16 protein-coding genes and 1 pseudogene are annotated in these 21,885 nt (G+C 63.4%); 10 read left to right on the plus strand and 7 right to left on the minus strand.

Annotated features, from left to right (window positions below; translation table 11 throughout):
- Positions 1–159 precede the first annotated feature (159 nt).
- On the minus strand, positions 160–1,464 hold the full coding sequence (locus ACFUJ1_RS31305; RefSeq protein WP_378650920.1) for a glycosyltransferase 87 family protein: 1,305 nt from the start codon (positions 1,462–1,464) through the stop codon (positions 160–162).
- Positions 1,465–1,639: 175 nt separating this feature from the next.
- Between ACFUJ1_RS31305 and ACFUJ1_RS31310 the strand changes: the two genes are divergently transcribed.
- The gene (locus tag ACFUJ1_RS31310; protein ID WP_378650921.1) at positions 1,640–2,191 is read left to right on the plus strand and encodes a TerD family protein; all 552 of its coding nucleotides are present in this window, start codon (positions 1,640–1,642) and stop codon (positions 2,189–2,191) included.
- A gap of 3 nt (positions 2,192–2,194) precedes the next feature.
- Here ACFUJ1_RS31310 and ACFUJ1_RS31315 read toward each other — a convergent pair whose 3' ends face one another.
- Positions 2,195–2,470: a hypothetical protein gene (locus tag ACFUJ1_RS31315; protein WP_378650922.1), complete on the minus strand. Its 276-nt coding sequence runs from the start codon at positions 2,468–2,470 to the stop codon at positions 2,195–2,197.
- 143 nt (positions 2,471–2,613) lie between these two features.
- Here ACFUJ1_RS31315 and ACFUJ1_RS31320 point away from each other — a divergent pair, with 143 nt between their 5' ends.
- Entirely contained in the window at positions 2,614–4,272 is a 1,659-nt protein-coding gene (locus ACFUJ1_RS31320) for a TerD family protein (RefSeq protein WP_378650923.1), read from the plus strand.
- Positions 4,273–4,276: 4 nt separating this feature from the next.
- Here ACFUJ1_RS31320 and ACFUJ1_RS31325 read toward each other — a convergent pair whose 3' ends face one another.
- A complete protein-coding gene (locus ACFUJ1_RS31325) occupies positions 4,277–5,326 on the minus strand; it encodes an alpha/beta hydrolase (protein WP_378650924.1) in 1,050 nt (349 codons plus the stop codon).
- Between the two features lie 115 nt (positions 5,327–5,441).
- Between ACFUJ1_RS31325 and ACFUJ1_RS31330 the strand changes: the two genes are divergently transcribed.
- Positions 5,442–6,470 carry a hypothetical protein gene (locus ACFUJ1_RS31330; RefSeq protein WP_378650925.1) on the plus strand — a complete coding sequence of 343 codons (1,029 nt, stop codon included), beginning with the start codon at positions 5,442–5,444 and terminating at the stop codon, positions 6,468–6,470.
- On the opposite strand, the gene ACFUJ1_RS31335 is transcribed toward ACFUJ1_RS31330, so the two are convergent.
- Complete coding sequence (locus ACFUJ1_RS31335; RefSeq protein WP_378650926.1) at positions 6,467–7,258, minus strand: SAM-dependent methyltransferase; 792 nt, start codon at positions 7,256–7,258, stop codon at positions 6,467–6,469. The two genes, ACFUJ1_RS31330 and ACFUJ1_RS31335, sit on opposite strands and share 4 nt — an antisense overlap.
- Positions 7,259–7,462: 204 nt before the next feature.
- On the opposite strand from ACFUJ1_RS31335, the gene ACFUJ1_RS31340 reads away from it, so the two are divergent.
- Complete coding sequence (locus ACFUJ1_RS31340) at positions 7,463–8,143, plus strand: DUF899 domain-containing protein (RefSeq protein ID WP_378650927.1); 681 nt, start codon at positions 7,463–7,465, stop codon at positions 8,141–8,143.
- Here the strand turns inward: ACFUJ1_RS31340 and ACFUJ1_RS31345 are convergent, their stop codons facing one another.
- Both ACFUJ1_RS31345 and ACFUJ1_RS31350 read right to left on the minus strand, forming a co-directional pair.
- Positions 8,144–9,223: a hypothetical protein gene (locus ACFUJ1_RS31345; RefSeq protein WP_378650928.1), complete on the minus strand. Its 1,080-nt coding sequence runs from the start codon at positions 9,221–9,223 to the stop codon at positions 8,144–8,146.
- A 402-nt stretch (positions 9,224–9,625) separates the two neighbouring features.
- Positions 9,626–12,613, minus strand: coding sequence for an NACHT and WD repeat domain-containing protein (locus ACFUJ1_RS31350; protein ID WP_378650929.1), 2,988 nt, complete (start codon positions 12,611–12,613; stop codon positions 9,626–9,628).
- A gap of 853 nt (positions 12,614–13,466) precedes the next feature.
- Between ACFUJ1_RS31350 and ACFUJ1_RS31355 the strand changes: the two genes are divergently transcribed.
- The 4 genes from ACFUJ1_RS31355 to ACFUJ1_RS31370 all read left to right on the plus strand — a co-directional run bounded on the left by ACFUJ1_RS31355 (position 13,467) and on the right by ACFUJ1_RS31370 (position 17,179).
- Positions 13,467–14,225, plus strand: a complete 759-nt coding sequence (locus ACFUJ1_RS31355; protein ID WP_378650930.1) for a hypothetical protein — start codon at positions 13,467–13,469, stop codon at positions 14,223–14,225.
- Between the two features lie 1,334 nt (positions 14,226–15,559).
- Complete coding sequence (locus ACFUJ1_RS31360; protein ID WP_378650931.1) at positions 15,560–15,883, plus strand: hypothetical protein; 324 nt, start codon at positions 15,560–15,562, stop codon at positions 15,881–15,883.
- Positions 15,864–16,391 carry a DUF6879 family protein gene (locus tag ACFUJ1_RS31365; RefSeq protein ID WP_378650932.1) on the plus strand — a complete coding sequence of 176 codons (528 nt, stop codon included), beginning with the start codon at positions 15,864–15,866 and terminating at the stop codon, positions 16,389–16,391. Before ACFUJ1_RS31360 ends, ACFUJ1_RS31365 begins: the two co-directional genes overlap by 20 nt.
- Positions 16,388–17,179: a Scr1 family TA system antitoxin-like transcriptional regulator gene (locus ACFUJ1_RS31370; RefSeq protein ID WP_378650933.1), complete on the plus strand. Its 792-nt coding sequence runs from the start codon at positions 16,388–16,390 to the stop codon at positions 17,177–17,179. The genes ACFUJ1_RS31365 and ACFUJ1_RS31370 overlap by 4 nt, the downstream gene beginning before the upstream one ends.
- Before the next feature lie 138 nt (positions 17,180–17,317).
- Here the strand turns inward: ACFUJ1_RS31370 and ACFUJ1_RS31375 are convergent, their stop codons facing one another.
- Positions 17,318–18,922 (minus strand): SUMF1/EgtB/PvdO family nonheme iron enzyme, encoded by a 1,605-nt coding sequence (locus tag ACFUJ1_RS31375; protein ID WP_378650934.1) that lies wholly within the window; start codon positions 18,920–18,922, stop codon positions 17,318–17,320.
- 903 nt (positions 18,923–19,825) lie between these two features.
- On the opposite strand from ACFUJ1_RS31375, the pseudogene ACFUJ1_RS31380 reads away from it, so the two are divergent.
- Positions 19,826–21,003 (plus strand): annotated as a pseudogene (locus tag ACFUJ1_RS31380) (IS3 family transposase).
- 438 nt (positions 21,004–21,441) lie between these two features.
- A complete protein-coding gene (locus tag ACFUJ1_RS31385) occupies positions 21,442–21,879 on the plus strand; it encodes a recombinase family protein (RefSeq protein WP_378650935.1) in 438 nt (145 codons plus the stop codon).
- Positions 21,880–21,885: the final 6 nt, after the last annotated feature.

Here is a 21,885-nt window from a genome sequence, read left to right on the forward strand (position 1 = left end):
CCCCGGCCCGCACGCCGACCGCTACGCTCGTCCGTTCTGCCGGGGACACGCACCCGGGACAACCACACCACGACACAGACGTATACCGGAGTCGGGGCACCGGCGCTGGTCCCGAGCCGGACAATGCAACCAACTCGTAGCGAAACGCCCGGTCTGCGCCTACGCTTTGGCAGCTGATCCGACCGCGGGTTCGACGGTGATCGGAGCGGGTTGTTCCGGCACCGTCGCCGACGCGGTCACCCGCCGCCGCCCGGTCGCCAGGAAGAGCAGCACCAGCAGCACGCCGAGCCACACGTAGGTGTCGCCGACCAGGTGCTGCACCGGGGTCCAGTCGTACTCCCGATCCTCCCCGCCGGGGAGCCAGTTCTGCGGGCCGTAGACGAAGACCGCCGCCGTCACCGCCGTCACCGCGAACCAGCCGAGCGCGCGGCGCCACGGCAGCGTGGCCGCGTAGCAGGCCATGCCGAAGAGCGCGGGCGCGACCCACACCCAGTGGTGCGACCACGAGATCGGCGACACCAGCAGCGTGAAGACCGCGTTGATCGCCAGCGCCAGCGCAGGCACGTCCGCCGCTCGGCGCATGGCGACCACCACCAGCGCCAGCAACACCGCGGCACAGGCCAGCCAGACCACGGTGAAGGCGGGCTCCGGCACTCGGAGCCGGGAGAGCACGCCCTGGATCGACTGGTTGGTGTGGAACGCCGACCCGCTCAGCCCGTCGACATTGCCCATCCCGCCGAACCAGTACTCGAACGACTCCGACGGCAGCACCGCGAAGCCGACCAGCGTCGCCACCGCGCCGGAGATCGCCGCCGTGATCGCCGCCTTGTAGTCGCGGCGGACCAGGAAGTAGAGCACGAAGGCGGCCGGGGTCAGCTTGATCGCGGCGGCGATGCCGACCAGTATGCCGCGCCGCCAGCGCGGCTTCCCGGTCAGGCAGTCGGCCGCGACCAGCACCATGAGCAGCAGGTTCACCTGGCCGAAGTCGAGCGTCGAGCGGGTCGGCTCCAGCAGCATGGCCAGCGGGGTCGCGGTGGCGGTGGCCAGCAGCGCCAGCTCCAGGGTGGCGCGGTCCGGCCAGAAGCGCCTGGCGACGAGGTAGAGCGTGAGCGCCAGCGCGGCGGTCGAGGTGACGAAGAAGGCGAAGGCCGCCGCGTCCCATGGCAGCAGCGCGAAGGGGGCAAGCACCAGCGCCGCGAACGGCGGGTAGATGAAGGGCAGGCTGATCCCGAGCGTGGTCTGCGGCAGCTCGCCGTACATGTCGCCGCCGCTGCGCAGCGCCTCCACCCCGAGCCGGTAGACCTGCAGGTCGATGAAGCCGCGGGAGATCTCCTCGATCGGCCAGATCGGCTGGGTCAGGCAGAGCACGGCCAGTACGGTCGTCAGTATCGGCGCGAGCCAGGCGACACGCCACAGACGGGGGCGCGGCCTCGGCACGGCACGGTCGGCGGCGGAACTAGTCATCCGCGGCGACTATACCGACCGGGTTCCGGCTACCCGACGGGTACCGAGCGGCGCGCGCCCGAATCGTCCGGTTCGCTTCCCGCCCCGGTCAATACCGTTCCGAGCGGGCGCTTTTCACCCCGCCGAACCACGATGCGGCTTGTAGAGTGACGGCGTACACAGCGAGGAGGGGCGCATGGCACCGGCGGGGAGCGACCGGGACCGGGAACCACTGCGTTTCGTGACCATGGGGCTGGGCTGGGATCCTGTCCGCGACGGCGTGTGGTCCGGCGGCTACCGGCGCGAGATCGACCTCAACGCCGCCGCCCTGCTCTACGCGGGCGACCGGCTCACCGATGTGGTCTACCACGAGCAACTGCTCTCCCAGGACGGCGCGGTCCGGCTGCTCGGCGACAACCTCACCGGCCACGGCGCGGGCGACGACGAGGTGATCACCATCGACCTCACCCGCAGCTCACCACGGATCACCAGCGTGCTGCTCCTGGTCACCTCGTACTCCGGCCAGGCGTTCGACGTCATCGAGAACGGCTTCTGCCGCCTGGTCGACGGGCTGACCAGGCGGGAGGTCTCCCGCTTCGCGCTGCCCGCCGGGCCGGACCACACCGGTTTCGTCCTCGGCAGGCTGCACCGCGACGACGGGAACTGGCAGTTCCACGTCATCGGGGTCGCCATCCCGGCCCGGCACCCCGCGGAGGCCGTCCCGCACCTGGAGCAGTTCCTTGGCTGACGGTCAGCCCAGCCCCGGCTCCTCGATCTGGTCCGCGATCGTCTCCAGCCGCGCCTCGGCATTGCTGCCGTCCAGCTGCCCGGCGAACGCCGCCCGCGCCGCCGCGATCAGCGCCCCGTCCACCTCCGGGTAGGTCTCCGCGATCCGGATCAGTGCCGCGCTCGTCTGCACGTCCAGCGCCGACCCGGGATGCAGCCCGCCCCCGGTCGTCACCGACGCCAGCTCACGCTCGAAATCGGCCCGCAGTTCGTCCGCGCCGGGATGTGTCACCTCGGTCATCGTTACCTCCTCGTCGCTCCATGGAGTGTCCCGCACGGGATGTCTCATGCGTCCGGATCGCGCGGAACAGTCGCACACCACGAACCGACCGATCGGCATTCTCTGTGTGTAACAGGTCACCTCGCCATCGCGACGGGTAGCTCGTGAAACTCAGCAGGGGTGGTAACGCGCCCGTTCCGGCCGATACCGTCGTCGTCGCCCTCGGCTGGCGTGGCGGCGATGTCGATCCGCAGGCGCTGCTCGTGGATACGAGCGGGCGGATCCGGACCGACGACGACTTCGTCTTCTACAACGCACCGAAGCATCCGTCCGGCGCGGTGACGCTGCGCGAGGCCACCGGCGACGCGGCCGCGCTGGAGGTGGCGCTGCCGAAGGTCGAGCCGTCGGTAGAGCGCATCGTGATCACCGGGTCGGTGGACACCGGCAGCTTCCGCGATATCGCCGGTCTGACGGTCGAGGTCCGCGCGACCGGCGCACCGGCCATCGATCTCGACCTCGACCAGACCGAGAACGTGAGCGCCGTCATCTTCGGCGAGTTCTACCGGCGCGGCGGCGGCTGGAAGTTCCGCAATGTCACCCAGGGCTGGGACAGCGGCCTGCGCGGCCTCGCCGAGGAGTTCGGCGTCGGCATCGATGACGACGAACCGGTGTCACCCGGCGAGGCACCCGCTCCACCAGCACCGAGCGGAGCTCCCGCTCCGGCGCCGGCCCCGACCGCATCGCCCGCGGTCGCTCCCGACTGGTACACCGACGCCCAGGACCCGTCCCGGGTCCGCTGGTGGGACGGCGTGCGCTGGGCCGACGAGACCCGCCCGATCGTTCCGGTCGCACCCGGTGTCTGCGGACGCTGCGGCCGCGCCACCCGGGTCCCCCGCTTCGGCGCTCCCCCGCCGTGCCGCTGGTGCGAGAACGATGTCTCCGGATTCCTCGACATGTGGCGCAGCCAGGTCTGGCAGGTACTCACCGCGACCGGTCCACAAGGCCCGGCCTGGGACGATCTGTGGGTCGCGCTCCGCTTCCAGCGCATCGACCCCGCGACCGGGAGCACGGCGATACGCCCGCTCGCCGTCGCCCACCTGGAGCGCGTGGTCACCTTCGCCTTCGCCGACGACGAGATCGACGAGCACGAGATGACCGGCTTCGACGCTGCCGTGACCGCGCTGCGGAGCTGCTGCGACCTCGGCCCCGCCGGTTCGCACATCGAGCAGTTGCGCCAACGCATGCTGCGCGGCCGCAGCCTCACCCAGGTCAGGGCGGGCGAACTCCCCCGCATCCAGCGCCAGGGGCTGCACCTCGCGGCGGACGAGATCGTGCACGTCGACGTCGCGGCGACACAGGTGCGGTACCTGGCCAGCGGCCCGAGGCAGCAGTCCGGGCGGCTGATCGCCAGCAACCGCAAGCTCCGTTTCGTCGGCACCGGACCCGGCACCGAGACGCCGTGGGAGAAGATCGTGTCGGTGGGGTACGAGTACGGCAGCGTCGTCATCGCGGCGACCACCGCCCGCGGCGGCGGCACCTACCGCGTACCCGACCCGGACTATGTCGCCGCGGTCCTCGAGGGCGCGCTCCGGGTGGCGAAGCGACTGGTGCTCGCGCCCGGCCGCCGTGACACCCGCACCGTCCCGCAGCACATGAAGAGCGAGGTATGGCAGCGCGACGGCGGCCGCTGCGTGGAGTGCGGCGCCGACCACTACCTGGAGTTCGACCATGTCATCCCGCTCAGCCGGGGTGGCGCCACCAGCGTGAGCAACCTGCAGATACTGTGCCGCGGCTGCAATCTCGCGAAGGGCGCGCGGATCTGACCGCTCAGCGGATCTCGGTGTTCAGCCAATCCACGACGGCACCCTGGTACTCGACCGTATTCGTCGCCAGATTCACCGAATGCCCGCTCCCGGGCAGCACGAAGGCGCGCAACCGGGCGGCGGGGGCGAAGTACGGCGCCTCGGACGCGAGCAACGTGGCGGTATCGGTGCACGCCGCGAAGCTCTGCCCACAGGACAACCGGTCGACCGACCCGTTCACCACCATGACCGGCACGTCGATGCCGTTGGACATGGGCGGCAACGTCGAACTCAGCCCGTCCGGGTACTCGGTGAGCGAGAAGACCTCCTTGGTCCGCTCGTCCTCGGCGAGTACCGCCGGGTCGGTGGTGTCCGGCCCGTAGAAGGCGGCGGCGCGGGTGCCGGGCCGGGTGGTGAGGTACCCGTCGTCGAAGTTCCGCCCGGTGAAGGCCGGGTCCCCGGCGGCCGGGTGGTACGACGAGATCACCCCCATGACCTGCGACACCTCGAGGGTATGCGAGTAGCCGGTGAGCAGCACCCCGTCCACGTCGTGGTGCCGCGTCGCCTCCAGTACAGCGATGCCGGAGCTCAGCGAATGCCCCGCGGTGACGACCTTGGCATACGGCCGGGCACCGTCCAGCCCGCGCCGCGCCGCCTGCACGATGTCGTGCAGCGCATTGGCGCTGGTGGTGGCGGAGAGCGTGCTGCTCGGCGGCTTACTGCTCGCGCCGTTGCCGAGCCGGTCGACGATCAGCGTCGCGTAGCCCGCGCGGTTCAGCGCCTGCCGGAAGTTGTAGGTCTCCGGCCGGTAGCCGAAGTCCCAGTAGCCGTGGTTGTAGTTGGAGCCCGCCATCAGCACCACGACGGTGTCGGCGGCGGCCGGTGCGCAGAGCGTCGCGGCGAGCTGTCCCTGCGGCACCGCGAAGGAAAGCTCGCGGCACGGCGAATCCGGTTCTGCCTGCGCGATATTCGGTACGAGCGCCGGGACGAGCGCGGCCACCGCGAGCAGCGCGCGGGCACCCCACCTCCGTCCGTTCCGCCCGGAAATGCCTGCGGTACTGCTGTTCCCCGTCATCCTGGGCGACGCTAGCCCCGTCCGGGACACCGCGCAAGGGCGGCAATGATGCTGCAACCCATCATGTTCCGCCGTGCTATGACTTAGCCTGATCCGCGAGCGGAAGGATCGGGTGATGCAGAACGAGGCCATCAGGGCCGTACATTTCGTCGGGAGTTTTCCGGCAGCTACGCCGGAAGAAGCCATGCGCGCCATGCTCTCCGCCGAGCTGCTGCACACCCTCCCGACCGGCGAGACGCACCGCTACGAGTACTACATCCAGCCCGTGATCGAGGACCTGGTGCGCCAGGGCGCGCTGGAGGTCAAGCGTCAAGGCACCTGGCAGTCGAGCAGGCAGCGCACGATTCACCGTCCGGCCCGCGGCACCCGGCTCACCGCCGACCGGATGGACCTCGGCTACCTGCGCGAGGCCGAGGCGGTGCTGCCGCTCTTCCGCCGGTTGCGCGGTAACCGCGAGTTCGCGCTGCAGATCGGCATGCCCACCGATTTCACCCTCGCCTTCATCGCCGTCGGCCCCGGCGGGCTGCGCGCGAACCGGGCCGCCTTCACCGCCGCCACCGTGCGGGAGATCACCGCCATCCGCGAACTCGCCGGTGACGACGTGGTGATCCAGCTGGAGGCCACCGCCGAACTCGTGCTCTCGGCCCGGCTGCAACCGGCGCACCGCCGCGCCGACGCGGTGCTCGGTCTGAGCCGCGGGATCGCCGGGCTGGCCGCCGCGGCACCGGAGGGCACCCGCTTCGGCGTCCACCTGTGCCTGGGCAGCCTGCACAATCGGGCGCGGGCGCGGCTGCACGACACCAGACCGCTGGTCGACCTGGCGAACGCCGTGGTGCGGCAGTGGCCGGAGGGTCGCAAGCTCGAGTTCGTGCACGGCCCGCTCGCCGCGGGCGATATCCCGCCGCCCAGCGACGCGGCGTTCTACGGCCCACTGCGCGACCTCGTGCCAGGCCCCCGCTTCTACGCGGGCTTCGTGCACGACACCCCGTCCACGGCCGAGCAGGAGGAGACGCTGCGCACGGTCGAGCACGCGCTGGGCCGCAGGGTCGACGGCGTCGCCTCGGCCTGCGGACTCGGCCGGGTGCAGCGCGACATGGCGGATCGGCTCGTGACCAGGGCGGTCACGCTCGCCGCCGCGCCCTAGCCGACCCTGGCGATCCCGCCGAGCAGGATCAGCTTGGTCTCCGGCAGGTCGTCGCCGAGCCACTCCTGGATCGGCACCACCCCTGGCTCCAGCAGTTCGTACCCCTCGAACAGGGCGCGCACCTGCTCCACCGAGCGGTACGCGACCTGGGCCGGGCTGCCATCGGTGTCGTTCTCCGAGCGCTCCCTGAACTCCGCGCTGCTCTCCGTCGCGCCGTGCGTGAAGACGACGTAGCTGCCCGGCGCCAGCACTGCCCGCAGCCTGCGCACGATCTCCGCCGGGTACTCGTCGTCCATCACGAAGTGCAGCACCCCGACCAGCAGCACCCCGACCGGCCGCTCGAAGTCGAGCAGTTGCCGCGCGCGCACCCGCTCCACGATGTCGTCCACGTCGCGGACGTCGCCGAGCAGGGCGGTCACGCCGTCGATACCGGTCAGGATGGCATTGCTGTGCACCAGCACGACCGGGTCGTTGTCGACCGCGACCACCGGAATCCGCTCGTCGTACTCGCGCGCCGTCTCGTGCACGTTCGGCGAGGTCGGCAGCCCGGCGCCGAGGTCGAGGAACTGCCGCACCCCGGCCTCGGCCGCGTGCCGCACCCCGCCGAGCAGGAACTGCCTGCTGAACCAGGCCAGCGTGCGGGTATCCGGCGCGACCGCGAGCATGCGGTGCGCCACCCGCTGATCGACCTCGTAGTTGTCCTTGCCGCCGAGCAGGTAGTCGAAGACGCGCGCCGAGTTCGGCCGCGAAGGATCGACCCCGGCCGGTGTGCGATCGTGCTCCGCCATCGCGCAGCCCCTTCCATTCGGGCCGATGGTAACAACTCCGACATTTCCCGTGGCGCGGGGCGACGAAGTTGTCCCGCAATGGTTTTCGGAGCAGACGCCACGGTTTGTCGCATTGCAAGGGCGTTTGCACGCGCACCGATGAATTCGTCGGGCCCGTCCCGTCTAGATCCGAAGGACCGTTTTTCACCGACCAGTGAGGACACCATGAGCACGAACGCACTCCCGCCCGTCGTCGACACCGCGACCTGGCAGCGCGAACTCGCCGAGCTCCGGATCCGGGAAAAGGCCGCGACCAGGGAACTCGACGCCATCGCCGCGCAGCGCAGGCGGCTGCCGATGGTCGAACTGCCGGAGTACACGCTGGAGGGCGCGGACGGCCCGCTGCGGCTGGCCGACGTCTTCGAGGGCAAGTCCCAGCTCATCGTCTACAGCCACATGTGGTTCGCAGGCAAGGAATGGCAGTGCCCCGGCTGCACCGGCCTCACCTCGCAGTACACCCGGCTGGAATTCCTGGACAACTACGACGCCCGCTTCGTGATCGTCACCCAGGGCCCGATCGACGAGGCGCTCGCCTACAAACACAAGGTCGGCAACACAATGACCTGGTATTCGACCGCGAACAGCCCGTTCGGCACCGATATCGGCGCCCCGCCGGACGCCGGCTTCGCGGTCAATGTCTTCCTGCGCGACGGCGACACCGTCTACCGCACCTGGCACACCGACGGGCGCGGCACCGAGCAGCTCAGCCACACCTTCCCGCTCATCGACCTGCTGCCCTACGGGCGCCAGGAGGAGTGGCAGGACTCGCCGGCGGGCTGGCCGCAGTCGCCCACCTACTCCAGGTGGAGCGATTCGAAGGAGATCGCGGCGGCCTACGGGAACTAGCTACAGCAGCGGCGAACTCTGCTTGTCGCCCTCGGCCCGCACCGCCTCCTCGAACCCGGAATCGTGCTCCTCGCGGTAGAGCAGCCAGCAACCGCGGATGCCGTCGAGCAGATCCTCCAGCAGGTCGACGGCGGGCCGGGACGGGTCGAGGCGGCAGATTCGGAACTCGTCGGTGAGCGCGGCGAGCCCGTCCTCGTCGAGTTCGTCGCCGCGCATCCGCCGCTCGATCGCCTCGGCGGCCTCGACGATCCGGGCCGGGTTCCGCACCCGGCCCTCCGCGGCCGCGAGCGCGTCGGCGATCAGGTCGACCACCACCTCGGTGGGGCTCTCGCCCGCGCACAGCCGCTCCAGCACCAGCGTCGGCGTCTCCACCTGCAGCGCCTCCAGATTGTCCGCCTCCGCGACCACGTGCACCGGGTGCACGCTCGCCGCCTCCGCCGTGACCTGCGCGGCCAGGTGCAGCCAGCGCGCCGCCGCCACCGCGGCGGCCGCCGGGTCGATATCGGTGAACAGATCGATCGAGCCGAGCGGGTCGGCGTGCAGCAGCGCGTCCGCCGCGAACACCTGCACCGGCGAGATATCCGCCCGCGACAGCTCCACAGCCTGCCGCGCCCGCCCGGACAGATCGCCCAGCTCCGCCGCCTCGATCGCCGCCTGCTCGGTCCGCACCTCCGCCGCGAGCAGCTCGATCAACTCCGCGTCCCCGATCAGATGCGCCACCCGCCCGATCCGATGCGCCGCCTCCTCCACCACGCTGTACGACACCGCCATCAACCCGTCGTCATCCGGCAGATTCGGCTCCCGCACCGCCCCCTCGACCTCCGCGAACCGATTCCGCTCCTCGGCCCGATGCCACGCCACACTGTTCGGCACCTCGGAATCGCCCGCCGCCGACGCGGGATGGGTATAGGTGCGCCACTGGAACTCGGACAATTTGGTCAGCGCCGCCGCCAGGACCAGCGCCACCTCGGGCTCCGCCGTCTTCGGCAGGGTGGCGATGGTCTCGGCGGTGTCTCCCCTGCCGGTCCCCCAACTCGCTACCAGTGCGCCCGACTTCGGCTCGTATGCGTACCGCGTCACGCTGTCATTCTTACCCGTGTTGCGCACCGAAGGGCGAGGCGGCGCAGCGGTCTGTCGGCGCGACGCGCAGACGACGAAGGCCCGGTCCTTGCAGACCGGGCCTTGCTGTGGACCTAGCGGGAGCCTACTCGAACCAAGCCGATTGCTTGACCAGCTCTCTCAGCTACAGAGGGGTCTCAAGGAGGATGGCTTGCGTGCGCCCAAACAATCGCCAGCACGGATAGCGTCCGGCGGAGCCAAGAAGCAGCTGACTACAGGAGAGATCGCGGTGATCGTAGCCAAGTACGAAGCTGGCGCGTCAATGTCACAGCTCAAGGTGGAACATCGCATGGCCAAGCGAACGATTGCAAAGATGCTTCGGAACGAGGGAGTAGCAATCAGGCAGCGCGGTGGACAGCCAAGTCAGACTTCACCAATTTCCATCGACTGAGTAGCAGTCCACAACTTTATCCGACGATCAAATCCAGCAGCAGCCAACGTTTCCCCCCTCGGGCTGAACCTCACAGTACGAAGTCGAGCTGAATTACCACCCGACAGGACAGCGTACTGCTCCCCAGACCGAGCGTGCCACAGTCTAACTGAATCATCACTGGTGGATGCAATCAAATCCCTCTTCCCAACTGCAATACATGTAATAGCGTCTGGATGAGCGATAGGATCGCCGATGCTCTGATTGGAAATCGTATCCCAAACCCTCACCGTCCCATCGGCTCCGCCAGTGACGAGCATCGTTCCATCAGAACTGAAACCCATTGAACTTACACTCCCGCTGTGACCCCTTAAGATCGCCAACAAATTCCGGTTCTCACAATCCCAAAGTTTTATCAATCCGTCCCACCCACCACTAGCGAGGATAAGCATCTTAGGATGCCAAGCAAGAGATAAAACCCCGCTCGCATGGGCTTCTATTCTCGCGGCCTCGCGACCTTCACGGAAATCCCACAGGATAATCGCCGGAGCGTCGCCGCCAATAGCTAGAAGGTCGCAACTGGCTGCGAACTCAAGAGAACGAATAGTTCCGAATTCCTCCATGACTCGGGTTATTCGATCATAGTTCGCGCAATTCCAGATCGTTAGCATCCCACGGTCACCACCCGCAGCTAGCCTACTGCCGCCATCCGAATAAGACACCGCATGGACACGGTCCTCCTCAACCGGCAGCGAACGTAGCCGTCGGTGCTCACTCACATCCCAAATTCGAACGGATCCGTCCCAGTTTCCAGTCGCCAACTCACCAGCAGGATGATAAGAAAGACACGAGATATTCGAGCTGACACCCAAAAGTTCAACCGGAGAATCTTCCACTGAAGTTCCCGGCGCCCCGATTACGCTTACTTCTCGCGGCTCTACCTGCTGAATACTTGTAACACCGCCACCCGTTCTATGTTCGATGTAATTCGTGACAGTATCCCTGCCTTTTTCAAAGTCGTCTGGATGCTCGCTAATAAAATCAAGGTCACCACGGGTCGCCAGCGTTTCTACATGGTTGGCACCGTATACACGCGTCATAACAGCTATGACGTCGGCGTACATACTCTTCGCCATTTCCAGGTCGCCGGACTCTCGCGTGTACCTTGCCAACAGCACTCGCTGCCTAATAGTCTCTTTGTCCTCAGCTCCCAGCAGCTGGGTAGTGTGAGGCAGGAGTAAGAGCAATCGATTTCGAGCCTCGACCGCGCTGCGAACAACACCGATGTTGACAGCGAGATCAGCGCAGGCAATCACATAGAGCCGATTATTCCGCCCATGGTGTTGCTCCACTTCGTTGACCAAGGACTCATAAACCCGAATCCCAGCCTCTCGACTTTCATATATCGAAGTCCAGCTAGCTAAGTAGAAACGAGCGGTGAGAGTCAGCATGTTGTGTGGACCCAGCACTAAAAGCATATCCTCAAGCAATCGGTGGAGGTCATCCACAACATGCCTATCAGCTTTCGATGTAAGGTAGGTGCGGTCCTGATATCTTCGCAACCGCAGAGCAAAATTATAAGCACTCGCGGGGTCGAGGCTGCGCTGCAGCAGGCGCTGCCAGCTATCCCACGTCTGTTGGCCGTCTGCTGCCCGGCCCGACTGCGCTGACTTCGCCACTACGACTACAGCCTCGTCGACTCTATCCGCACCAACGAGATGACGCGGCTGCGCGAAGTGCCAATACTTCTCGACTTCGCTAATGCCCTTAAGAGAGTTATACGCAGATATCATAGCCTGATGGAAGCTCTGTAAAACAATCTGCCGCGCTATCAGCGCAGCTGCGTGAAGCGGCTCCACGAAGTCGACATGTGCGAGGCCAACAGTCTCATCCGGAGATCCCGGTCGACCGCGCGCAGAGAGCACACCCAACAGCAGAAGAAGATCGCGAATTCTGGCTGTTGCCATCGGGAAGCCCAGAATTTCCAAGGCGGAACGTACCATGGCAATCGGCGCCACGGGGCCGTATCCTACTGCGACTAGAATTCCCGCCAGAGCATCCAGCGCAGGCCTATATTCAGCTGAGGCGCTGGCATGAGCGGTACGAAATCTCAGAGACACAAGAGCTCCGAATTCGCCTCCGATGCGCCTGACGGGTACAACATCGCGCCAGTCGATCTCGTTGGCCAACCTGGCGACAAGCCACCCATGAATACCGGGACGGATAGCCCACTCCATTGTTCTCCGCGCCGACTCCGCCAAGCGGAAATTTAAACTATCGTGCAGCTGAGTCAGATTTGGCTCGGGCAACGTTATTCTGCCGCCACTTTGTGCGCGAAGACTTTCCGGCTCTTCGTCCGATCGGACCGATATTATCACCTGCACATGGCGCAGTTCCGGTCTTTGAAGAATGGGCGCGAGCGCTCGAGCAATGACATCCGAATCAGTATCAAGATTATCCAGCCCGTCGATCAGGAGTCGTATTATCTTATCACGCCGACAGAGCCCCAAGGGTCGAACAATCTGCGTCTCAAAAGAAGTGACACTTTGCGAGCCTTCAGCATCGACGAGCGACCGAACCTCTTCCTGAGCAAGCCTAAATCCTTGCACTCTGCTTCTCAGTTGCTCAACGAGATCTACGGTGACCGATTCAACTGTACTCGTCGTATCAAGGAAGGCAGCAGCCGATACATCGAGAGGATCAACCGGGAAATTCAATTCCGGTCGCGGGCGTATCAGGAGCGCCATAATCGTTGATTTTCCAGCACCAGCAGCACCAGAAAGTACCGTGAGCTGCGTCCGTGGTTCCATACACAGCGTCAGCGCCTGGCGCACCGCTGGTGTAACAACAACCCCGCGAGTAAGATTCTCGACAAGCCCGGCGGAAGATCGGCCAGCGACGGCGTCCGCGCGATATGCAAAATTTGGAACGAGCCAAAGGCCACGATCCTCACCTACACTGTAGGCGGCGTAATGAGGCACTTGCATAGGGCACTGCTTATGCAGTGGAGCAAGTAGGTCAGTGCAATGGATTTCCTCTCCTGCATGCCCTAATCCTGACTCGAGGGCGGAGAGCAAAGCATCCGTGAAGCAGCCATTATAGGCGTTACCTCCAGCGGCCGCTAGGAGATGCATCCGTCCGCTGCTTTGCAATCTATCGGGCCAACGCGCAATCGCCGACTTGGCACCCACGCCCGACTCGCAGGTGTCAACTAGAACAATCAGGCCGTCCACAGCGGCCGTGAATTGGAGTCCATCCCTTACAGCCTCGACCAAGTCAAAAGAATTCGATGTTGTGGGTCTTTCCGGCGATGAGTCTCGCACCAGGAACCGAAAATCTTGTCCGCCGACTCCGACTCCGTGCCCGAGGAACGCAAGAAGTAGCGTCGCTTCTGCATCATTTGCTGCTATGAACGCGCGCTCTACCGCCTCGCGCAGCTCGGCTACTGTTGGGTTCATCAGTAGACCCGTGCTGTTTTCCGGGGCAGCCCAGCCGCCGCGAGTTCTCAGGATCTCGCGAAGGCTTCTAGCCAAAGGCTCGATGAATTGCAGGTGCGGTAGCGCATCACACTGCGAACCGACTACGATCGCGATCCTCCCCGCCATAAGGTGGACTGTAGCGCAGCGACCGTCAGCTCGCTGTCATTCGCAGAGAGGACTGTGCTGGATGGCCACTGTGGTCTTGGTGCACGGCATTGCTCAAGAGCAATACTCGGCAGACACACTGGAGGCGACATGGCTACCCGCCCTAGCCGGCGGGCTCCGCAACGGGGGCTTTCCTGCTCTCGGCGACCGAGTCTGGCGGTCAACGCGGCCATCGAATGTGGATGTACGGATGGCGTTCTACGGGGACATCTTCCTCGATCCCGGCGCTCAAGGAACGATGACCGATCGACTCGATCCACCGGCACTAGAGTTGGCGGAAGGTTTGGCTCATCTTTGGCTTGAGGCCGCGGCCGAGCGCGCTGGAAGTGAACAGGATCGCCGAGAAGCAGCCCGAGTATTGCGGCAGATCGATTATTCAAGCCCAGGCGCACAGGGTCTTGCCGCAGCATTCAGGCCCACACTAAATGGCCTCTCGAAACTGCGTTGGTTTGCCCCGTTTGGCTATGGTCTCGCTGCCAAGTTCGTATGGCGTGCTGTATCTCAGGTTGCGCTCTATCTAGATGATGATCGCATTCGACAAAAGGTTCAGAGTCGACTTTTGAATCTTATTGATAGCGACACAAAGCTAGTAATCGGACATTCGCTCGGCTCTGTTGTTGCTTATGAAACATTGCATCACGCAACCGGCAGAACAGCGCTACTCACTCTAGGATCGCCCTTAGGTTTGAAATCGGTAGTGTACGATAAGCTGCGCCCCGCCCCTCCAATGGTGCCCGAGGTCGTCACCCGTTGGGACAATATCGTCGATCGAGATGATCTCATCGCTGCGCGGCTCGATCTTTCCAAGCTCTTTGCACCACATTCCAAGATGGAGGTGGTGCCGACTACACACCCTTCGGTAGACAACGGTTCACGTCCCCATGATGCTACTCGGTATCTAACCAAGCCGACCACAGGAAGCATAATCGGAGAGATCCTTTCAGCGTGAAATTATAGGGCCGGGCGCTGATGACGAAGACCGTGTGAGCCGTTCCGCACTCAGTCGCTCAGGTCTCCCGGACAGATCTTAGGTAATTTGCTCTTGAATCGGGTAGCATCGGGCCTCTGCATGAAAGCGGTGAAGGTCCGGCTTACTCAGTAGACTAAGCTCAGTCTCGGTAGGTCCACAAAAGAGAGGAACGCCCGTGGCACGCAAGGTGATCGTCCAACTCGTCGACGACTTCGACGGCAAGTACCCACAGAGGGCTTCAGCTTATAAGTGAAGACGTCTTGCAGCTTGAATGTGGACTTCTCAGTGGCGGGCAGCGCGTCACCAGCAGGCAATAAGCAGCGGGTCCGCAGAAAATCTGACTGATCCCCCAGACTGTAGGACCAGCGCGGTTCTACCAGCAGGAAATCATCGAGAACGGAGACGACATCCGCCGGTTGATCCATTGCGTAGCAGGTTGTCCCGGCGGGCTGAGACCCTGCCCACTTTGCTTGCAAATAGAAAACGCCCGAATTTATTTCGGTCCGCCAGTCATATTTTGAGACTCCAACGTAGAGCAAGTGATGCGTAGCAATGCCCAACCTATCTGCCGCCGCGCGGGTCCAGTCGGATAAGCCACGACCCTTTCCACTCAGAATCAAACTAGGGCCAACCACCAGATCAGGAGACATAATCGATACGAAGTGATCCTCTCCGAGGTCGTCGTTGGCGAGGACGCATATCTTCAACCACTGCTCTTCAAATCACTGATGAGCTGTGCGACACCGGGCCGTACAGCCTTATTCCCGAAGAAAAGAGCAAAATAGTCAAAAACTACCGCTTCGACGATCGGCAATTTCCATCCTGTCCTTCGACCGAAGCCTCCCGGGCTCAGTCACCGTTGATGCCCCCACGACGATCACGAGCCATAGTACCTGGCTGCAGGAAGTGGTGGGCAGCATGGCAACCGCACTGATGCTATTGGTGGGTTCGGCGTCCACCGATACGTCGAACTTACAGCGCCACAGCACGATTGCTTCGGATGCCCTGCACCGCATGGGCGGCCGCTCCGGATTTCGATGTCGAGGGCGGAGGCGATCGAGGATCACACGCTGCGACTCTCCGAGGATCCAGCACGCCTGCGGACTCTGAGTCGTTAGCGCTCGCGACCAGGAGTAGACACCGGTCGCGAGCGCCTGGACGAGAAGGTAGGTAACACAGATTGCGCCCAGCAACCAGTGTGCGCGAGCTTGCGTGAGCACTCGGAAACCGTTGACCCGCTGACGGAGTGGGGGTCAGGATAGGACTCCGAACAGGCAAACCGACGCACACTTTGGCAGGGGTCTTTCAAGCGTTTGCAGTTCCTCGGCAAGAACGCCGGCTCGCACCAGTCTCCTACGCTGTATCTCAGCGATCGGCACACCTACGTCGTGCAGAGCTCGCGGGTGCCCGACCAGCCCGACCTGATCGAGATTCCCCACCCGCTGCTCGGCTTCCTGGAGCGCGGCACCTGCCTCGGCGCGCAGCTGCATGACACCGGGCACGGTACGTTCACGCTGACGGGTACGCCCGTCACTGATACAGAAGCACTGGCTCAGATGCTGATCCCGGCCCACGAGACGAGCATCGAGGTGCCCATTGGGAAGGAGATCCGCCGCGATGTACTCAGTGACCGGTGAACAGCTCGATGAGTTGTTCCGGTCCCCGTGGCAGCGTGCCTTTCATCTTGAGCTCCAGGACACCTACGCCGTGTCCGGAGAGTTCGAGCCGCTTCGTCAGTACCTGGCGGGCGAAACCGAAAACGCCGCCTGGCAGCAGGGCTGGCTCGACCTCGTCAGCGAGATCACGGCGGCGGGCAAGACCGTGCAGCGGGTACGTGTTGTGACCGAGCCTCACGCGGACTACACACGCTGGGCTCTGGCGGTGGCGCCCCGCAATATCGCTGCTGGAGAGGATGTTCGGTGGCTACCTCGGCACTTAGTGGATTCACGTCAGCTGACCGGCGACGACTACTGGCTGTTCGACGATCACCTGGCAGCCTTCAGTGTCTTCACCGTCAGCGGTGAGGGCGCCGGCTTCGCCGTCACGACCGATCCGGTGATCGCCGCTAACTTCCGAGCTGTTCGCGATCGGGTCTGGCCAGCTGCGGTTCCGCATGACGAGTACGTCCGTTCACTACATCGGTGACCGATCCACGGGCAGCCCGGGAGGCTCTGGGGCAACGACTTCGTGAAATACGGAAGGGGGCGAACCTCACCGGCCGCGCTCTGGCTCGGCTCGAGGGCTGGCATGAGTCCAAGGTCTCCAAGATCGAGTACGGCAAGCAGACGCCGTCCGAGGCGGATTTGAAGGCTTGGTGCCACCAGTGCGCAGCTCTCGCGCAGCTGCCCGATCTGATCGCGACCTTGCACAACGCGGAGACGGCCTACCTTGAAGTCCGCCGGATGCGTGTCCCACAATGGCAGCGCGTGATCGCGAGGATGGAGGCCGAAGCCGAGCTCATCCGCTGGTTCGAGCCCGGATTGGTTCCTGGGCTATTGCAGACTCCCCGCTACGTCCGCAGTGTACTCGAAACGGTGGAAGCGCTGTACGGCGGGCCCCCCGTCATCGAGGCGGCCCTCGCTGCCCGGCTGGAGCGGCAACAGATCCTCTACCGTGGTCGACACCGCTTCCACTTCATCATCGGCGAACAGGCGCTCTGGACCGTCGTCGGCGGACCTGACGTCATGATCGAGCAGCTGGATCGTCTCGTGACGGCAATGACGCTGCCGCGAGCTGTGCTCGGCATCGTCCCGCTGAGTGCTCCGTATCAGGCACCGCTGATGAACTTCACCATCTTCGACCGGAGGATGGTGCAAGCCGAAACGATCTCAGCTCAACTGACCGTGACCCAGCCCCGCGAAATCGCGCTGTACGAGCGAGCCTTCACGGCGCTTGCGGAGCAAGTTGTGACTGGTAACAGGCGCGAGAGGTGATTAGCAGTGCGCTCAGCCACTACCATGACCGGTAGATACAGCACTCGTTTCCGCCGAAGGAGTCGATGCGCGTCAATTTGGGTTAATACTGCATTTGAAACAGAAACGCACAGCAGAATTCCCGACGTTTCGGAAGCTCTAGGTGATTGTTATCCCTATAGGCGAAGCCCCCGAAAAACACTCGATACTGTCAGCAACGTCCGCCGTCAAGTCGGTCAGCGGGATGTGCATCGCTATCCGAAAACCGAGGTCAGCATGACTGGTCATTAGGCCATCCGGCAACGCATCACCGAGAAGGGAATTCGGAATACGGTCGAGGTCGTCCAAGAATCCACCTCCCACCACGAGCGCTTTGTAGCGGCCTCGGTCTTGGTCGTATTGTGATCGAACGTGAAGCGCGGGTCTACGAAGTCCGTAGGAGTCGTCATCCATTGCCCACTCCCATACGTTCCCTTCTAGGTCTGCGACACCTAACCAGTTGTCTCGCGAACCCGAGCGATCGATCGGCATCGGAGCTCGACGCCCGTCGTCTCTTCCTACCCGAATTCTACCTGCGTTGTATGAAGGGAACTGCGCGAAGGGCGATACCCCCACGGCCGAGTACCAGTCAGATGCACACTGCACTCTGAAGAGAGCCCTAGCTTCTTTCTTTATACAGTCAGTCGATGGTGTATTGGACACTTCACCGAACCACTTCGCGTAACGTCGTGCTGCCGGATAGTCAACACACACGACAGGCTGCTCTGGGTCATTGAAATCTGCATCTTGCAGCGGCCGAAAGCCGGACACCCAGCCGTATTGACTATTCCAGGACGCCCCCTCAGGCCCGCCGATACTCCGGTAGCTCGGGCTATTATTGAACTGCCGATTAGTTACCGGATATCGACCAATCCACGTGGTTATCAGCTCACTTTCGCGAGTATTTTCGCGACCGCTACGGAAGTTAATGAATTGGCGCAGGCCAGGCAGTAGACTGAATTCTAGTCCACCCGTCTCAGCAAAGATTGGTCTCCAATCACAGCGACCTGGCAGTAAATTAAATGGTCCGCGCTGCCGCCCATACAAGTAGGGAATCGGAACTTGATCGTCAGGGTTTTCACGATTGTGGGAGGCGGCATGCCACCCGAGCGTTTTCATCAAATCCGCCAGAGAGAACTGCGATGGATCATGTACAGCGATCGGCCCACTCAGAATTTCAGACATTTGATGCACAAGAAATCCGCCGCCAAGACTATCGTACTCGCGAACGTTCTGCCATCGGTCAGCCGCCATTAGGACCAGATAGTTGTCCGGGTCGGGAACCAGGTTCTTGGCCGATGTCTCCGTGGAGTCTCGGATTCCAGCGGGAACAGCTGCACCAGCACGGCAGCAGTCTAGAATCAACAGTTTGTTGTCAGCGCGGCAATGGTGCATAGCTTCGGTGAATGTTTCCGCAGACAACGTTGTACTCAGCATCTGGTTCAGATCTGTCTTGTGCCAAACTAACCTAAGGGCACTCGCCTCAAGCCGTCCATGGCCCGCAAAATAACACACAAACGTATCACCAGAACGACAGGAATCTGCCGCACGATAAAGTCGGTTGCGAACATCCATCGGCTCGTCATCCGCCGTTGCGGTAACTACCTCGAAACCTAGACGTCGAAGTCGAAAGCATTCAGCGAGTTTAGCAGCGTCGGATTCGGCATATTTGAGCCGACCTAGATGGGTAGGACCATTGGAACCGATTACAAAAGCGAGTTTCACTTAGCGCGCATCCAGTTCAGCGCTTCCAGTCGAGCTTTCGCTCTCAGGAGTATCGATTGCGCTAGGAGTCGCACTAGCAGCGTCTCGTTTGTAGGAGATCCGGATACCCATCGGCCCAGAGACTGCCCACGACTCCGGAGGACCTGAACGTTCTGACGTCTCTACGTATCGGGCCTGAGATGTCCATCGCACGACAGGGTTTCCCTCACGATCTGTAACTGGATCACCGTTGGAGTCCATGACAGGCACCGGCACCATCTCATGAACCAAGACTGGCCGTCTGGAAAGTTCGGTCAGAAGCCGACCTAATAAGGGGGTCGCTGCCGCCACTAGTGCAGCTGTGGCAACGAGTATGGTTACTACGTCGCGGGTTTCTTGTGGATTAGCGTCCACGACACGCACTGCCCCATGCTGATCCGCTGCACGGTACGTCGGCTCAAAACCGTTGCGGTACAACAAGTCGACGACACCAATGTGGTTCTCGATCAGTACGCTCTCGACCTCCTGCTCAACGAATACCCACCACTCAACCTTCGCGTCTTCCGCCATCGAAAGCTCCCCCTCCTACACTCCCTGCTCCAAATAGAGCAGGCTTTCATGCGCTGGATTCACGTATATATTGGACATGGTCATGCTACTCAGCAGACGGTACAACCAGGGTATCGCTTCTACTGACCCAGGACTATTGGATTCCACCTCGGTGCACCGTCACGACGACAGGTGGTGGCGATCAATCCGCAGCTGGGGGTAATGATCGTGGGAACCCGTAACGACGGCTACGGAAGATGCAGGATGGCTCCACAAACTTCTCCTCACTCGAGGGATCCGATAAAGGGGACTGCCGCACGAGTTGGTGACATCTGATCTGTGGTGCCGTGGGGCACTGCTGGAAGGATGGACACCGTGCCCAAGCCCTATCCCAAGGAGTTCCGCGACGACGTCGTGCGGGTCGCTCGCAATCGAGAGCCCGGCCAGCTGCTCAAGCAGATCGCGGCCGACTTCGGGATCAGCGAATCGTGCCTGGCCGGCTGGATGAAGACCGCTGACGTCGAGGACGGCATCTCGCCCGGGACGACCGCCGCTGAGAACGCTGAGCTGCGGGAAGCGCGTAAACGGATCAGGTTGCTCGAGCAGGAGAACGAAGTCCTGCGCCGAGCTGCGGCGTATCTGTCGCAGGCGAACCTGCCGGGAAAATGATCTACCCGCTCGTCCGCGAGCTGGCCGCTGACGGGATCGCTGTCGCGGTGACGTGCAGGGTCCTGAAGATCGCACGCCAACCCTACTATCGGTGGCTGGCCGAGCCGGTCACCGCCGCTGATCTCGGGCGCGCGTATCGGGCGAACGCCTTGTTCGATGCTCACCGCGACGATCCCGAGTTCGGATATCGGTTCCTGGCCGACGAAGCAGCGACCGCGGGTGAGCCGATGGCTGCGCGGACCGCGTGGCGGATCTGCTCGGCGAACAAGTGGTGGAGCAGTTTCGGCAAGAAACGCGGCAGCAAGAACGGCCGGTCGGGTCCACCCGTGCACGACGATCTGGTCGCGCGCAAGTTCGCCTCGGATGCACCGAATGTGTTGTGGCTCATAGATATTACAGAGCACTCGACCGGGGAAGGGAAGCTCTACCTGTGCGCAGGTCAAGGACGTGTTCTCGAACCGGATCGTGGGCTACTCGATCGACTCACGGATGAAGGCTCGCCTCGCGGTCGATGCCCTGGCCTCCGCGGCGGCCAGGCGCGGCGCGGCCGGTGATCAGTCGCCGGCTGCATCGTCCACAGCGACAGAGGATCGCAATTCCGGTCCCGGAAGTTCGTCCGTGCCGTGAATGCTCACGCGATGGCCGGGTCGATGGGCCGGGTCGGTGCCTGCGGGGACAACGCCGCGATGGAATCGTTCTTCGCCCTGCTGCAGAAGAACGTCCTGGACCGTCGGTCATGGGTTACTCGTGGTGAGCTTCGGATTGCGATCGTGACCTGGATCGAACGCACCTACCACCGTCGTCGGCGCCAAGCCCGGCTCGGCAGATTGACCCCGATCGAGTACGAAGCGATCATGACCACGGCAACCACTCAGGCTGCCTGACCGACTCTGTCACCAACTCGTGCGGCAGTCCCGATCGACTGTTTACGAGCGCCGTCAACGGCGGGCGTAGCCGTCAAAATAGCCGTCAAACCGCAGATTCAAGCACGTCGATCAGCATCAATAGCTCACCAGCGGAAACGCCCACCCCTGATGGGGTAGGCGTTTTCGCTGGTGGCTCCTCCCAGACTCGAACTGGGGACACAAGGCTCTTCAGAGCGACCGGACACACCTTGCGTGAGCGCTTGACCTCTATAGATAACGCCTCAAAGACACGCGAACGCACGTGGAAACGCGGCTGCTTAGCCGTCAACTCTGCCGTCAGAAGCTCCGATCCACATCCCGCCGCGACGCCACTCGTGCTGTGGACCTGGATCTCACGCCACACCTCCCCCGTACCCATCATCCCGCCACCCACCCGAACGAACCCGGAGGCATCCGATGATCCGCAGAGCCCTGCCGCGCAGGAGCAGCGCCAGTGAGAAGGCCGTGCTCCTGCTGCGTGTGTCGACCAAGAAGCAGCTCGATACCGCCATCGACATCGACCCGGACGGGCTGTCCATCGCCACCCAGCGCAAGCACGGCACCGCGAAAGCCGCCTCGATGGGCGTCGAGGTGGCGACCGAGTTTGTCGAGCCCGGCTACTCAGCCAAGACCATCGACAAACGGCCCGTGTTCCGGGAATTGCTCAGGTACCTCACCGAGCATCCCGAGGTCCGCTACGTCATCGTCTACATGCGCTCTCGTGCCTTCCGCAATCGCTTCGACGCCGCCATCATCGAGACCCAGCTAGCACCATGGGCGTGCGCCTCATCAGCGCGAAGGAGGACTTCGGCGAGGGTCCGCACGCTGTGGCGATGGAGGGCATGCTCGATGTGATGAATC

The organism is Nocardia sp. NPDC057227, assembly GCF_042669725.1.
GTDB classification, from domain to species: Bacteria; Actinomycetota; Actinomycetes; order Mycobacteriales; family Mycobacteriaceae; genus Nocardia; species Nocardia asteroides_A.

Coding starts and splice junctions, on each gene's coding strand:
- ACFUJ1_RS31310 (WP_378650921.1), top strand. CDS start 1,640: ATGGCACCGGCGGGGAGCGACCGGGACCGGGAACCACTGCGTTTCGTG.
- ACFUJ1_RS31315 (WP_378650922.1), bottom strand. CDS start 2,470: ATGACCGAGGTGACACATCCCGGCGCGGACGAACTGCGGGCCGATTTC.
- ACFUJ1_RS31330 (WP_378650925.1), top strand. CDS start 5,442: ATGCAGAACGAGGCCATCAGGGCCGTACATTTCGTCGGGAGTTTTCCG.
- ACFUJ1_RS31340 (WP_378650927.1), top strand. CDS start 7,463: ATGAGCACGAACGCACTCCCGCCCGTCGTCGACACCGCGACCTGGCAG.
- ACFUJ1_RS31385 (WP_378650935.1), top strand. CDS start 21,442: ATGATCCGCAGAGCCCTGCCGCGCAGGAGCAGCGCCAGTGAGAAGGCC.
- ACFUJ1_RS31305 (WP_378650920.1), bottom strand. CDS start 1,464: ATGACTAGTTCCGCCGCCGACCGTGCCGTGCCGAGGCCGCGCCCCCGT.
- ACFUJ1_RS31325 (WP_378650924.1), bottom strand. CDS start 5,326: ATGACGGGGAACAGCAGTACCGCAGGCATTTCCGGGCGGAACGGACGG.
- ACFUJ1_RS31355 (WP_378650930.1), top strand. CDS start 13,467: ATGGCGTTCTACGGGGACATCTTCCTCGATCCCGGCGCTCAAGGAACG.
- ACFUJ1_RS31365 (WP_378650932.1), top strand. CDS start 15,864: ATGTACTCAGTGACCGGTGAACAGCTCGATGAGTTGTTCCGGTCCCCG.
- ACFUJ1_RS31335 (WP_378650926.1), bottom strand. CDS start 7,258: ATGGCGGAGCACGATCGCACACCGGCCGGGGTCGATCCTTCGCGGCCG.